This is a genomic window from Fimbriimonadaceae bacterium (assembly GCA_019454125.1).
Classification (GTDB): Bacteria; Armatimonadota; Fimbriimonadia; order Fimbriimonadales; family Fimbriimonadaceae; genus JALHNM01.
The window spans coordinates 945,102-959,364 of sequence record CP075365.1 but is presented as its reverse complement, the minus strand read 5'-3'; the positions used below and the strand labels follow the sequence as shown (position 1 = coordinate 959,364).

The 14,263-nt window shown below is 60.8% G+C and carries 9 protein-coding genes; 2 read left to right on the top strand and 7 right to left on the bottom strand.

Features of this window, described 5'->3' with window-relative positions:
* Nucleotides 1–13: 13 nt before the first annotated feature.
* Complete coding sequence (locus tag KF733_04765; GenBank protein ID QYK56796.1) at nt 14–3,103, bottom strand: preprotein translocase subunit SecA; 3,090 nt, start codon at nt 3,101–3,103, stop codon at nt 14–16.
* 67 nt (nt 3,104–3,170) lie between these two features.
* Nucleotides 3,171–3,461, bottom strand: coding sequence for a hypothetical protein (locus tag KF733_04760; GenBank protein QYK56795.1), 291 nt, complete (start codon nt 3,459–3,461; stop codon nt 3,171–3,173).
* A gap of 56 nt (nt 3,462–3,517) precedes the next feature.
* Between KF733_04760 and KF733_04755 the strand changes: the two genes are divergently transcribed.
* Nucleotides 3,518–5,530, top strand: coding sequence for a hypothetical protein (locus tag KF733_04755; GenBank protein ID QYK56794.1), 2,013 nt, complete (start codon nt 3,518–3,520; stop codon nt 5,528–5,530).
* A 1-nt stretch (nt 5,531) separates the two neighbouring features.
* On the opposite strand, the gene KF733_04750 is transcribed toward KF733_04755, so the two are convergent.
* The 5 genes from KF733_04750 to prfB form a co-directional block, all read right to left on the bottom strand.
* Nucleotides 5,532–7,187 (bottom strand): AAA family ATPase, encoded by a 1,656-nt coding sequence (locus tag KF733_04750; protein ID QYK56793.1) that lies wholly within the window; start codon nt 7,185–7,187, stop codon nt 5,532–5,534.
* A 68-nt stretch (nt 7,188–7,255) separates the two neighbouring features.
* Nucleotides 7,256–8,476, bottom strand: a complete 1,221-nt coding sequence (locus KF733_04745) for a diguanylate cyclase (protein QYK56792.1) — start codon at nt 8,474–8,476, stop codon at nt 7,256–7,258.
* 94 nt (nt 8,477–8,570) lie between these two features.
* On the bottom strand, nt 8,571–9,434 hold the full coding sequence (locus KF733_04740) for a hypothetical protein (GenBank protein QYK56791.1): 864 nt from the start codon (nt 9,432–9,434) through the stop codon (nt 8,571–8,573).
* 408 nt (nt 9,435–9,842) lie between these two features.
* Nucleotides 9,843–11,393, bottom strand: coding sequence for a hypothetical protein (locus KF733_04735; protein ID QYK56790.1), 1,551 nt, complete (start codon nt 11,391–11,393; stop codon nt 9,843–9,845).
* Between the two features lie 9 nt (nt 11,394–11,402).
* Complete coding sequence (prfB, locus tag KF733_04730) at nt 11,403–12,479, bottom strand: peptide chain release factor 2 (protein ID QYK56789.1); 1,077 nt, start codon at nt 12,477–12,479, stop codon at nt 11,403–11,405.
* Between the two features lie 103 nt (nt 12,480–12,582).
* On the opposite strand from prfB, the gene KF733_04725 reads away from it, so the two are divergent.
* Nucleotides 12,583–14,088, top strand: a complete 1,506-nt coding sequence (locus tag KF733_04725; GenBank protein QYK56788.1) for a hypothetical protein — start codon at nt 12,583–12,585, stop codon at nt 14,086–14,088.
* Nucleotides 14,089–14,263 lie beyond the last annotated feature (175 nt).

The following is a 14,263-nucleotide window of genomic DNA, read 5'->3' as shown; positions in this document are numbered from 1 at the left end:
GTTTGCACGGGACTTAGAGGACGCCCTTCGCTCGAAGTTGCGGATAGTGGCAAGACTTAAACTTCTTGCCGCTGCCACACGGGCACAAGTCGTTGCGCCCAACCTTCGTCCAGTCGTAGTTGTCCTCGTCAAAGTCTCTAGAGGCAACTGCGACAGCCGAAACCTGGCTCGCCGCAGCCGTTTCCGCGCCGCTACCGTTGAGGCTCCCCGGGTCTTCTTCCACGCGCGCCATCTGCGGTTGCTCGGCTTGCTCGGCCCGGACCTGCGCATGGAAAAGCATTTTAACGGCCTGTTCGCGAATCGACTTCATCGTCCCTTTGAAGAGGTCGAACGTCTCGCGCTTGTAAGCCACAAGCGGGTCGACCTGTCCATAGCCGCGAAGGCCGATACCCTCGCGGATGTAGTCGATCATTTGCAGGTGCTCCATCCACTTGTCGTTGACGGCCCGCAACATGACATGCCGTTGCACTTCCCCGGTCAAGTCCTTGCCGAACTCCTCCATCTTTCGATTGAGCGATCGGTCCGCCACTGCCATGACTTCTTGAACCATGCCCGGCCCTGGCTCAAGTGTCTTGAACTGCGAGAGGCTCATGTCGTCGATGAGCGGGAAGATTTCGTTAAGGTGTTCATAGACCTTCTCGTAGTTGTAGATTGGCGCGGCTGTCTCTTCGTCCACACCCCAACCCGTATCGCATACGGACGGGATGACTTCACGCACGGCTTGGTCCAGTTCGCTCCCGCAGTCCTTCCCAAGAAGGATCTCTCGCCGCAGGCCGTAGATCGTCTCGCGTTGAGCGTTAAGAACGTCGTCGTATTCAAGCACGTGCTTACGCGCTTCGAAGAAGTGGTTCTCAATCCTTTCTTGCGTCTTCTGGATCATTCCAGTGATGAACTTTGCGCGCACCTCCTCCATGGGTGGCCAGGCCTTGAGCACCGGATTTTCAAGCATCTTGGCATTGAAGATCCGCCACAGCATGTCCTCTAACGAAACGAAGAAGCGAGATTCACCCGGGTCACCCTGGCGGCCAGCGCGGCCGCGCAGCTGGTTGTCGATGCGGCGGCTCTCGTGGCGTTCCGTTCCCAGAATGTAGAGGCCGCCCAGCGCCCGCACCTCTTCGGCAAGTTCGCGCCTTTCCGTATCGTTAAGCGGTAGTGGTGGCGCCGCTCTTTCCTTGCCTCCGCGCCGGAAGGACATGAACGTGTCAGCGTATTCGCTGGCCACGCCGCCGTCCTCAGCCTCCTGTTGCCGGGCCAGCTTAACCGTCTCGTCCGCGACACGGCCGCCCAAGAGAATGTCGACGCCGCGGCCCGCCATGTTTGTGGCGATGGTCACAGCCCCTTTGCGACCTGCTTCGCTGATGATCGCCGCTTCCTTCTCGTGATACTTAGCGTTCAGGACGTTGTGCGGAATTCCGTGTCTAAGTGCCTCTTCAAGGTATGTCGCGGAGCCAGCCGGAAGGTCGTGTAGCGAGAGGAACCATTCCATCGTTTCCGATGAAGTGGCGCTGCTCGGCAAGCCCAACGTCGTTAGGACGGAGGTGATCAAAGAAGACTCCATTTCGAGGAGGTCTTGTGTGAAAAGCACTTCCGCTTCCCGCTTCTGGTCCTTTGTTGTGGACTTGTCGTTGTTGACTTTGTCGAACGCTCTGTCGGTCAGGATCAACCTCTGCAAAGAATCCGCAGTCAATCGTGCCGACACCTGTTCGGACATTTCGATCGAACGCGTGCCCACCAAGACCGGCTGTTGCTTGGAATAAAGCCGGAGGATCTCGCGAGCGATGCCACGCATTTTTGCGTCCATCGACTTAAAGACCACGTCCTCCTGGTCTTTACGGATCATGTCCCGGTGCGTGGGCACGACGACCACGTCCAAACCGTAAATCTTGCGGAACTCGTCCTCCTCAGTTTTCGCGGTACCCGTCATTCCAGCAAGCTTGTTATACATGCGGAACAGGTTCTGGAACGTGATGACCGCGACGGTTTGGCTCTCTCTCTGAATGGGAACGTTTTCTTTAGCTTCCAGGGCCTGGTGGAGACCGTCAGAGTATCGCCTTCCGAACATGGGGCGTCCTGTATTCTCATCGATAATGACGACCTCGTTACCGCGAACGACATAGTCGACATTCTTCTCGAAGACGCCATAAGCCTTTACCGCAGCGCCCAAGTGGTGCATCACGCGGGGATCACTGGCAATGTTGTCGAGTCCAAGCTCAACCTCCGCATAGTCCATACCGTCTTCGGTAAGCGAAGCGCTCTTGTTCTTCTTGTCAAGAGTAAAGTGCAACTCCGGTTGCATTTGTCTCACGACGGCATCGACCGTGCGGTAAACGTTCGTGTCCTCAACGCTCGGGCCGCTGATGATGTGCGGCGTTCTCGCTTCGTCGATAAGGATTGAGTCGACCTCGTCGATAAGCGCAAAGTTCAGTTCGCGCATCGACAGCTGGTCAACCTGAAAGGCCATATTGTCCCTAAGGTAATCGAAGCCAAACTCGTGGTTCGTCCCGTAGGTGATATCGCAAAGGTATGCCTCACGGCGCGAGCACGGGCGACAGTGCAGGTACCTCGGATCCTCGTGGATATAACTGGGATCGTAGATGAAGCTCCCTCCCAGTTCGTCGCTGTCAGCCCCTTGTCCTTGGATGATGCCGACACTCATCCCTAAGAAGTGATAAATCGGCCCCATCCATACGGCGTCGCGTCTGGCTAGGTAGTCGTTAACCGTAACGAGGTGTGCGCCCTTGCCGGACAGGGCGTTGAGGTACATCGGCGCGACGGCGACAAGGGTCTTACCTTCCCCGGTTCGCATCTCCGCTATCCGACCCTGGTGCAGCACCGTTCCGCCCACAAACTGCACATCGAACTGACGCATGTTTAGGACGCGACGACTCGCTTCACGGACGACGGCAAACGCCTCCGGAAGTAACTTTTCAAGCGTTTCTCCACGCCCGATCCGATCTCGAAACTCGTCGGTCTTTTGGCGCAACTGCTCATCGCTCAGAGCCTCAAGGCCGGGCTCTAACTCGTTGATCTGTTCTATGACGGGCATGACCGCTTTAACATCGCGGTCGGAGGTGTCGAATAATTTCCTAAGGAATTGAAGCATCGGGGTGTTTGTAAGTCGTTAAGCAGCGAAGGGCCTCTGGATATCGCCAGAAGACGCGAGGGGGTGCTTAACGGGGGCCCGCACGATTCGGAGCCGTCACAACGATGCAATCGGTGAAGCGAGTAGCCGCGTAAATCGGCAGAGTGTTCTGGGACTGCCCGCCCCTAAGGCCGTTGGCGCCCGCATCCTCTGTCTCTTCGCGGCAAACAGAAGCGAAGCCGCCGGACGAATGTCCGATGGCACGGCTGGCCGCAAGGGCGGCCGCACCAGCGGGCGACTTGCAGGGGTGCGAGAGGCCCCCAAGGGCGAACGCACTGCCGAGCAGAACCCAGATTACGGCCGGAAGGACGCGAAGCATCAGTTGCGGTTAATTATGGTCGGGCGCGACCACTTTGGGTAGGGCGAAACTTTCCGATGGCGGACTGCGTAACGGCCCTAGTGCAGGCACGCCGAACCGTTGCCGCCGCTGCTCTCGCCTTCCTTGCGACCCTCCAATTTGGGTACACGCAGGAGCAGCAGGAGGTGCCAGGGTCCCAAGCCTCGATAGAGGCAAAGAGAGTCGAAAGGCCCCCCGTCATCGACGGAAAATTACTGGATAGCGAATGGCCGGCGGAGCCGACCGGCAGAGGTTTCCGTGACGCGGACACGGGTGAGATTAGCAACGAAGACGCCGTATTCTGGCTCACCTATGACTCAAACTTTGTCTACTTTGCCGCGAAGGCGTTCACCGATCCTCGCAAAGTGATAGACGAGGAGTACCGTGCAAACGTCTCCCTGAGCGGCAACGACTCGTTTTTCCTTGACCTGGACATGTTTGGAACGGGCCAGTCAGCCGATTCCTTCGGAGTAAACGCAGCTGGCGCGACGGCAATATCCTTAGCAGGGGGACGGGCTGCAAAAACGGAATGGCTTGGAGAATTCGAGGCTTATGGCGCGAAGGTTTCGGATGGTTGGCAGTGCGAAGCCAAGATTCCTTGGCGCCTGATCACATGTCCCCGAACGGCGGTGACAACCGCAAAGTTTAACGTTCGCTGGTTCAGGACGAACAAGGCGAACACTTACCAATGGCGCTATGTGAAGGGAGACTTCTCGCGAAGCGCTTCGTGGCTAAATGTCTACCTTCCCCGCTTCGTCGATAGCCGTGAGATCAAGCTGCTTCCTTACGCTTATGCGGGGTTGGACGAAAAGACCGCCCTTATCGCGGACGCTGGGCTGGATGCCAAGACGGGTATCGGAGACCAAATCCAACTCGTCGGAACGATAAACCCTGACTTTCGGAACGTCGAACAGGGCGTTCTTTCTCTTGACTTCAGCTATTTTGAGCGACTCGTTGCCGAGGCAAGGCCTTTCTTTCAAGAAGGTTCCCAATTTCGCAGAACGGGCTTCGACCAACAGCTTTTTACGAGTCAAAGAATTCGCAAAATCGATGCAGGCTTGAACGCATACGGAAAGCTTGATGCGAATACGAGTTTCGGCGCCCTAAGCGTCGCGGACTTCGGCAAGAGGGCGGCCCATGTCGTGAGCGTCGACCGCCAATTAAACGGAGGGGACACGATCGCTGCCACGTTCGTGAGCAATGAAGATCCTGGACGGCGGAATCGAGCCTACCAGCTAAACTACTTTGACCGTCTTAACGATGCAGTCACCCTCTTCATCAATAACCAACTTACAGACGACCAGGTTCGTAAAACCGGCTCTAGAAATGCGACAGGGTTCACTTACAATGCAGACGGGTGGGAGGGCGACTTTGAGTACACCCAAGTTACGCCGGAGTTCTTTCCGCGAATCGGCTTTTCGCCGGAGCGTGACTTCAGGGGCTTCTCTATGGGACTTACCAGGGAGACTCCTTTACAGCACGGCCCGATCCAGGACCACTACTTTGGCGCCTCTGTCCTGTACTATGACCACTTCGATTCCCGCCCGTATAGACGTTCTGCCAACACCTATTTCGGAGGTAGCCTCCGCTCGCGTTTGCGCATCGACGGGGAGTTTTCTTTCTCCACGTTTGAAGGCTCCGCCGACCGGCTAGGGGCCATCTTCCTCAGCTGGCCGAACGGCAACCGCTACCGACGCTGGTCTCTAGGATATACGAACGGGATGTTCGGTGGAGAGGCCTATGACTCCATTAACGCGCAGATCGCTTATCGCCCTGTCCGAAGACTACAGCTTAATGTTGCGACCCAAGTGGTCAAGTTTCGCGGCTATGGACGCCAGAACATCCTTTCCTTTAACTACGATATCGGAAGGTACGAAGCGGTTGGCGGCCGACTCGTGAATTCTGGTGACGACCTGAACTGGTACCTTTCTTACCGGTTATCTGGGAGAAAGGGCAACGAGTACTTCGTCGTCCTTGGCGACCCCAACTCACGAACGTTTACTCGACAGCTCGTCTTGAAAGTCGTGGTTCCTTTATCGCTTAAGTTCTAGCCTAAACGATCCTTCGACCAAATGTGTCACGAGGCTCGGCGCTCGTTCGCACCGGGCGGACGCTGACCACCGCCTCTGGTTCCAGGTCAAGGAGTTTGAGCCAATCATCGAGCGAATCGTTCTTCGGAAAGATCTCATTCTCCCGAAACTCGGCCTTGATCGCTTCCTTAAGGTCGTCGTCGGTGATTCCCGTGTCGCACGAGGGGCTGGCGATAGCCCGTCGGATCGCACTGTCCTTTGCCCGGTCGACGACCGATTTCAGGAGCGCTCCGCTGACGAAGTCTCGCCAGTAAAGCGTGTCAGAGTTTCCGTTTTTAAGCGACACCCGCACGAACTCGGTCTCTTTCGTCGAACGCCAGAGGAACTCAATAGAGTCCTCTACCATTGCCTTCCGCGCTGGCTCGGCACCGCCATTGTCGCGGACGAAGTCTTGGTCAAGGGGCAGAGCCTCGTTCAGGTAAATCCCGAAGATGTCTTTACTCTCTTCTAATCCAGGACGCTTGACCTTCACCTTTCGATCAATTCGCTCTGGACGCAACACAGCAGGATCGATGTAGTCGGGACGGTTCGAAGTTATGATGATGACAACGTTCTCCAACTCGACCATACCGTCCATCTCTGCGCAAAACTGAGGCACGACGGTGTTGCTGATATTTAACCAGCGGCCGCTTGACCTCGTGCGCAGGATCGACTCCGCCTCGTCGATAAAGATCACGACAAGTTGGCCTTCTTTCGCGCGCGCCCGGGCGGCCGCGAAGATCTCGCGGACCATCCGCTCAGTCTCGCCCAGCCACATGTTAAGGATCTTGGGCCCACTGATGTGCATAAAGCACTCTTTTACGGGATGGTCGAGCCTCTTGGAGTACTCTTTGGCCAAGTTATAGGCGGTAGCCTTACCGATTAGGGTCTTACCACAGCCCGGAGGGCCATAAAGAAGCACACCTTTAACAGGTTTCTTGTTGTATTTAGCGTACAACTCCGGATAAAGAAGCGGATTCTCGATGGTTTCGCGGATCAATGTGATGGCTTCTTCTTGACCACCGACCTGGCTCCACGGGATCTCCGGGATTTCCTCGACAAGGTAGTCCCGTGCCTCCCGCCGGGCGAAGTGCTCGGTGGCGAGCCGGCCCGAGGCATCTAGCCGGACCTCGTCCCCTTCCTTGATCTCGGCTCCTTGGATCGCTTGGGACGCCTCAATGAGCCGTCCCTGCTGGTTCTGGGCGTCCGCACCGACCCGGAGCCGGCCGTCGGCCAGCACTTCGGAGACCCGGGTCACGGGACCGACCTGGTGGTCCGGCAGCACACCGACGACGGCGTAGGCATCGTTCAGACGCACCCGGGTGCCAGGCACCAGCTTTTCGACCTCGACCTTGGGGTCGATGTTGGTCACGTACTCGGTCTCGCCCAGGGCAACGACCACAAGGCCGCCATCGATCGAACGCAGGAACGCGCCGACCCGGTTGGCGGGCGCCGTCAGCTTCTCGTACGCCTCGGAATACGCTTCGAGGGCTTTATCCTTCTCGCCCGCCTCGCGAACACTGTTCTCGAGTTCGACACGTAGGGCGTCGACGTAGTTCTTTGCCTTGGCGTCCTCCGCCGGGATCGATTCGCTGAGCCGCGCAAGGAGCGTCAGGGCGCGACTCGTTTCAGGGTCCATGCCTCTATTTGTTACGCCGTGAGGCCGGCGTTTGGTGGCGCAAAACGGGGATATGCCCAGCGACTGGACTAAGTGCCGCCGAACCCTTCGGCTTGGAGCCGGATCGCAACGGACGTCATGGCTTCCGCGACGGATCGGAGCACGCTTCCAGCGACGTTGCTGGATCCCCGAAGCGTGCCTGAAGCGTCGCGCCACGTCCAATCGCAGACCAGGGTCAAGGTCTGGTCGCCGTCTATGTCCCGATAGACCGCGATGTCCAAGGGCTGAAGGTGGAGGCCGGGCATGAACCGGGCGATGCCATCAGCGCAAGCTTGGGCCACCGCGCTCAGCGTCTCCCGCCTGGCCACGGGACGGCGCGAGGTCACGCTCTCCTCCCCTCGACCCAAGGCAACCAGAACGGACTCACGCCCCGCATCGCCGAATTCGACGGATTGTACGTGCAAGTGGGCCGGGGTCTCTTCCGACCCTCCGTTTCGGGCCCGCTGGGGCTTGTGGGCGATACAATCTTGGCTGGCCAAGTTGATCAAGTTATCGATCGTCGAGGCGAAGTGGGTGCGGTCCCGTTCGCGGGTGCGCTTGCCTCCGCTCACGCCCAGGCTGTACTGGACAGACTCCTGGATGCCTTCGACCCGCAGAGTCTTGCTGCGCAAGGCCTCCGCCATCTCTTCCAGGTCGGCGCGCGGACGTGTCGAGCCGATGACGAACTCGTCCCCGGCATAGCGGACGAGCACGTCGAGCTCGGGGTCGGTGTAGTCATCCAGGAGCCGCGCCATCGCCTGGACGATGCGGTCGCCTATGACGTGGCCGTGGCGTTTGTTGTAAGCGCCGAAATCGTTGAGGTCGAAAAAAAGAAGGGTGACCTCTCGGCCCGCCTCCAAGTTCGCGACTCCCCATTCCCGCAGACGGTCGCCCCAGGAGAGGCCGGTGAGGGGATCGTAAGACTGCCCCAGCTCGGCCAGCAGGACGAGGGCCGTCATCGCTCCCAGGAACCGGCCCCCTTCCGTAACGACCGCCACTTCCGCGCCGACGTCCACCAGGGTCGCGGCGGCGCTTCGCACGCTCGTGTCCGCGTCGATCACGACGAAGTCCGGCTGGACAAGGGTTCGGACAGGGACGTCGGGGGCCGAGGCCGCCGCCCTTTCCCGAGTCAGGAGTCCGAGGGGCACGCCTCGGTCGACAACGGCCGCCAACGCCAGCCCGTTCCTTTCGAGCTCGCGCAAGGCGTTGCTAGCCGTCGTCCAGGGGTCAAAAGCGACCCGGACGAGGCTCAAATCCCGAACCGTCGTCATGGTGTTGCGAGACGACCGGGACCCGAGGTTCCGGCCGCCGTTTACCGCCGTGGTATGACGGATTTCGGGTGCAATATGTGCTCCAGTAGGTGCCCTAAGCGTCTTCAAACCCCAACAATACGGCACTTCTGCAGGCAGCGACAGCGCGAGAAATGGCCGGGTCTTGCATTGCGGAGCTTACCAACCTTGATCGCCCGTAGGCCTCACTTGGCGTGACTGCTAAAAATGCGGAAACCTCACGCTCGCTCAGCCCCAGGTCGCAAAGCATCAGGTGGCAACAGACGTCCACGGGGGTCACACCGAGGTTCGTGAAGTTGCTGGACCATGTGCTCGAGACCGCTTCGAACACCTTGTCGCGGGGATCCCAGCCGTCTTGGCCCATCAAGTAGGGCGCCAAGACGCCGCAAGCCTGGGCCACGTCCATCGTGTCGCTCCAGTCTGGCTTGACGAGTTTCAGCCGCTGGATCGCGCCGATCAGCGAGTGGCCGTTGCCATGGACGTGTCGGGCTAAGAGGCGCTCGACCGAGCGGCCCATTGCGACGTTCAGGCTGGCCGCGATCTGCCGCACGACCAAGGCCCGCTCCTCCGGCGAGGGTTCGGCGACCGTGCCGACCACCCAGCTTCGGGCTGCCGGCAATAGAGCGTTTGCGATGCTGGCCGGGCGGGCGTCGGTGATGCTAAGCAGGGTGCGGCGGCCCGTGCGGACCCGCCTTTCCAGGCCTTGGCGGAACTGGTGCCGCAAGCGCGAATGAATGAGCACGTCCTGGACGTCTTCCAGGACGAGCGCCTCGCGACGGTCGCCGCCTCCCTGGTGCTGCGACCAGGCGATGGCGGTGGTCGATTCGCACGGCACGCCCTGTGACCGCAGGATGTCGCGCGAGACCTCCAGCAGTTGGGACTTGCCCCATCCGGAGGGGCCGGTCAGGACGACGTGCGACTTGTGCCCGTGGGCGAACATGAGAGCCGCTTCTATCGCCTTAATATTTGTGGGCAGCGCGGCGAAGAATTGCAGGCCGCGACCGGGCGGCGCGGAAAGGACTGTGGAGAGTCGAGTCGCTCGATGACGGTCAATCGGAGTGCTTACTTCGGCAAACATTTTCGATGATTCGCGCCCGGGCTGGTGACCCTGTGCGGCTGATACGAGCGAGTTTCCGGTAAACGGACGAGGGGAATCAAGACCCGGGACGCCCGGCGGAAATCTACTCTCCAGACTCACCGACCTGTACAAAAAGGGCATCCGCAGGTTCCCGAAGTATCGTTCGAACTGGGGACCAAAGCTTTCCCCACGTTATCCCCAACCCCCCAGAACTCCAAAAGCGGCGGCGTGCTCCCGGGTCGCACGCCCTTAAAGGACAGGGGAGCCGCTTCACTCGTTTTGGCCCTTAACAAGAACCGTGATCTCCGGCCTTTCCGGATCGTTCGTCTTGATCCTGACCGCCCCCGATCCGATCGGCATGGCGTGATCGGTTTTCAGCCTCGCGCGGATACGAAACTCGTTACCCCGGAACCGGGCGAACGAAACCTCGACGTCTTCCAGGTCGCTCGTGACCCCTGTCACCTCGAACTCTGACAGGGCGGAGGCGACGACTATTACGGTCTCGCGTTGGCCCGCAAGCGCGGCAAGGCTTGTCGACGAAGGCCTTGCGAACGATCCACCGATGGCGGTGAATTTCCGCGAAAGGGTGGGGAGGGCAGGGTCCGATATCGAGGCGGTGACGGTGACCGTCTTTTCGCCGACAAAGGGTTCCAGGTGCGCGACCAGCCGGTATCCGACCGCCATTTGGCCGCTTTGGGGCTCGGGGTCGAGCGCCCAAGGAAAAACGTCGACGGGGGTGTCGTCGGTCGCCTGGGCCCGGTCGACCTTGAGCTCGCGCCCTCGATCAAAGCTGAGGAGGAGCTCTGCTTGGACTCCGTCTCGACCCACGACGACCCGGTCGCCCCCGACCGTCCGGAACTCGTAGCGCGGCCCCGCCGCCCGGACCACCTCGATCGTCTGCACCGGCTTCTCCAGGTCGTTCGCATAGAGGTCCACCTGCGCCCGGAAAGGCCCCGCGAAGGCGCCTTCCTCGGCGCGGACCTGCACCAGCTTGCTTGCCCCCGGCTCGACCAAGTCCGGCTGGCTCACGGCCAAGTCTTCGCTCCGCGAGACCGCCAAGACCCGCAAGGGCGCATCGCCCCGGTTCACGACCTCGAAGCTGCCGTCGGGCGCGTCCAAACGAACCTGCATCGGGTTCGCGAAGAGCTCGCCGAAGGCGACATTGACGGCTTCCTTCTTCTTGACCTTCGCTTCCAGCACGGACGTGAAGCGCACGTTCTCACTCGCGAGCTTCGCCTCGACCGGGGCGAGACGCGCAGGCCCGCTGCGCATCTCGTCGGTGCGGTCCATCGCCCCGCCCGGCATGGGCCCGCTCGGGACGCCGAGATAGCGCCCTATGGCGTAAAGCACCTCGTTCTCCACCTGGGCAGCGTCGATCGGCGTCTTCGAGGTCTCGCGGTGCAGGGCGATGACGACGTCTACGCAGGGCTCGTCCGGATTGAACGACTCGAAACAAACGGCCCCGGCGGGAAGCGCCGCCCCCTCGGCCCCCGGCAAGGTCTCCGCGAAGGACACCCGGACGTGCGGCACCTTGGCCTCCACCAGTTCCAGCCTCGTGAGGTAGGTCTTCCACGCTTGGAACGCCCGGTCTTTCGCCGCCGCGAAGTAGGGCCTGTCCGCCTTGGCGACGGCGGAATCGTCGTACTCAAGGCTGAACTGAAGGCGGGGCATCCGTCCCAGCACGGCCTCCGCTTGCGCGAAGTCTCCCTCATGGGAGAGCGCCGAGACCTGCTCGGCGGCGCGGAGCGCTCCGGAGGAGAGGGCTGCGGGCGGCAACACCTGGTTGCCACCCATCAAAAGGGCGAGGAAGACGCTGACCACAGGCTTGGGCTATTCGATGAACGCGTCGTTGTCGGGCGGTTGCTTTAGGAACGCTTCCATAAACCCGTCCAGTTCGCCGTCTAGCACTCCTGTGACGTTCCCGGTCTCGTGTCCGGTTCGGTGGTCCTTGACCATGGTGTAGGGCTGCATCACATAGCTGCGGATCTGCCGGCCCCACTCTGCAGGCCCGCTATCCCCCCGCAACGCGTCGATCTTGGACTTATCGGCCGCGCGTGTGACCTCGGCCAGACGCGCGGCCAAGACCTTCAACGCGCTCGCACGGTTCTTGTGCTGGCTGCGCTCGTTCTGGCAGAGCACGACGATGCCGGTCGGCACGTGCGTGAGCCGGACGGCGCTCTCAGTCTTGTTGACGTGCTGTCCCCCCGCACCGCCCGCGCGCAAGGTGTCCACCTTGATGTCGTCCATATTGATGTCGACCTCGGTCTCGTCCGTCTCCGGCAAGACCTCGACCTTGCAGAACGACGTGTGGCGCCGGCTGGCCGCGTCGAAGGGAGAGATGCGGACGAGCCGGTGCACGCCGTTCTCGCTCTTCAGATAGCCGTAGGCGTTCTCGCCCGTGACGCTGAAGCCGACGTTCCGGTACCCGGTGACGTCGCCCGGCGTTTCGTTCAACATCTCGACCTTGTAGCCGCGCCGCTCCGCCCAGCGGGTGTACATGCGGAAGAGGATCGACGCCCAGTCGCAAGCCTCGCTGCCGCCCGCTCCGGCGTTGATCTCGATGAGGGCGTTGCGATCGTCGTGCTCGCCTGCGAGAAGGGTGGCAAGTTCGTAGGCGTCCAAATCCTTGAGGAACTGCTGGGCCGCCGTGTCGGCCTCTTTCTGCAGGCCCTCGTCGGGCACCTCGGCGAGCATCTCGTAATACTCGGCGATGTCCCGCTCGCGCTTGTCCAGCGCCTCGAAAGGATCGATGCGCCCCTGCAGGCGCTTAATCTTGCGGAGGTCTTTTTCGGCGGACTTGGAATCGTTCCAGAAGTCGGGCTGGTCGCGACGAGCTTCTAGTCTTGAAATCTCGGATTTAAGTTGATCGAGGTCAAAGATGCCCCCGAATAGAGTCAAGGCGCCCACGGGCTCTCGACAGCGCTTCTTGCTGTTCCATGGTCAGCACTTTCTAACGTTACCTGGACTCGCGCGTCCGAATGGGCGTAAGATGGCTAGCATGACACCGAACGTGAGACCTCTGGTCCTTCTCGGCGTGGCCCTCGCCTGCTTCGCGCGGGCCCAAGATCCAGCCTCGCGCCCGACCCAGGTGCCGGTCGAGACCGGAGTGAGCCAGCCGGTGGCGGACACGACCGAGACTTTCTTCCCACAGATCAACCGTTCGGTCTTCCAGCGGGCGATCCGCCCCGAGAACCCGAAGATGCCGAGGCCCATCCCGGTCTCGGAGTTCGTGCCTGAAGAGCGCATCGTGGCCAACGACACGAGGGCGACCTTCGGCAAGTACTTCCCCGGCGTGAGTTACAACGGGTCGAACCCTCCGGACCCCCACTTGGCGTGCGGCCCCGCCCACCTGATCCAGGTCGTGAACACCGAGATCGCGTTTTACACGAAGGCCGGCGTCAAGGTGTTCCAGCAGTCGCTGGACAACGTGGGCTTCTTCAAGGGCGTGGCGCAGACCGACTTCGTCTTCGACCCCCGCGTGATCTATGACTTCCACTCAAAACGGTTCTTCGTGGTCGCGATCGAGTACCGCGATTCCCCCCAGAACAGCGGCTTGCTGATCGCGGTCAGCGACTCTTCAAACCCAACAGGCGGCTGGACGAAGTACCGGGTCAACACCCGCGTCGTCCGGAACGGCTCTCCTTACTGGATGGATTATCCGACGGTCGGACACAACAAGGACGGGCTTGTCATCACGGGCAACTTCTTCCAGTTCAGCGGCAATGACAGCTTTGCCCGGTCGTACGTGTTCCCGAAGGCGCCGTTCCTTGCCGGGCAGACGGTCTCCTACAGCATCTTCGTCCACGACGACGTCTACACGATCCAAGCGGCCCGCACCCTCGAGAACACGACGGCGCGCATCTTTGGCGCAGCGCTCTATTCGACGAGTCGAATGGCCGTTCTCGCTTGGAGCAACGTCGGGACCTCTTCGCCCAAGATGGATCAGACGCTAGTGACGATCCCGTCTTACGTCACGTTCACGGGCAAGTTGCCGACTCGGACGGGGAGTCTGATCGACCCGGTCGCGGATCGCCTGATGGACGCGGCCGTCCGCGGCAACACCCTTCTGTGCGCGCACACGGTCAAAGTGAGCGCCAACGACAACCGCACGATGGTCCGCTGGTACGAGTTCTCGCCTGACCAATGGCCCGCTTCCGGCACCGTCCGTCGCCGCCAGTCCGGGAACGTGACCCTCTCCGCGCCGAACAGCCTGTGCGTCCCGGCGATCGTGAAGAACGGGAAGAACGCGATCTCGATCGTCCTGACCCGGACCTCCGGGAGCGTGAACCCCGACCTCTACTATTGCTCCAGGAAAGACACGGACCCCTTGAACTCGATGGGGCCCCTTCAACGTTTCGGCGTGAGCGCCCGCGGGCCCAGGAACCCGGACAGCCGGTGGGGCGATTACTTCAGCGTGACCGTGGACCCTGGCGCCGCCGCTCGATTCTGGGGCACGGGGCAAACGGTCGATGCGAACGGGGATTGGACAACCGCGATCGCTTACTGGGACCTCTAAAGGCTTACCCCTGGAAAGTAGCCGAGCATCGCTGCGGCGGGAGGGCTTGGGCGCTCGACGGCGGAATGCACCGCCGTCGGGGGCCACGCCCGCCTTCACGGCGTAAAGATTCGCCCAAGCTTGGAGATTTGCTCCTGCAAGGGGGTATAAACTAGGAAGAGAAGTCGTACCCGTT

Excerpts from the sequence above, each read along its gene's own strand:
- KF733_04765 (QYK56796.1), bottom strand. The coding sequence starts at position 3,103 with ATGCTTCAATTCCTTAGGAAATTATTCGACACCTCCGACCGCGATGTT.
- KF733_04760 (QYK56795.1), bottom strand. The coding sequence starts at position 3,461 with ATGCTTCGCGTCCTTCCGGCCGTAATCTGGGTTCTGCTCGGCAGTGCG.
- KF733_04755 (QYK56794.1), top strand. The coding sequence starts at position 3,518 with ATGGCGGACTGCGTAACGGCCCTAGTGCAGGCACGCCGAACCGTTGCC.
- KF733_04750 (QYK56793.1), bottom strand. The coding sequence starts at position 7,187 with ATGGACCCTGAAACGAGTCGCGCCCTGACGCTCCTTGCGCGGCTCAGC.
- KF733_04745 (QYK56792.1), bottom strand. The coding sequence starts at position 8,476 with ATGACGACGGTTCGGGATTTGAGCCTCGTCCGGGTCGCTTTTGACCCC.
- KF733_04740 (QYK56791.1), bottom strand. The coding sequence starts at position 9,434 with ATGTTCGCCCACGGGCACAAGTCGCACGTCGTCCTGACCGGCCCCTCC.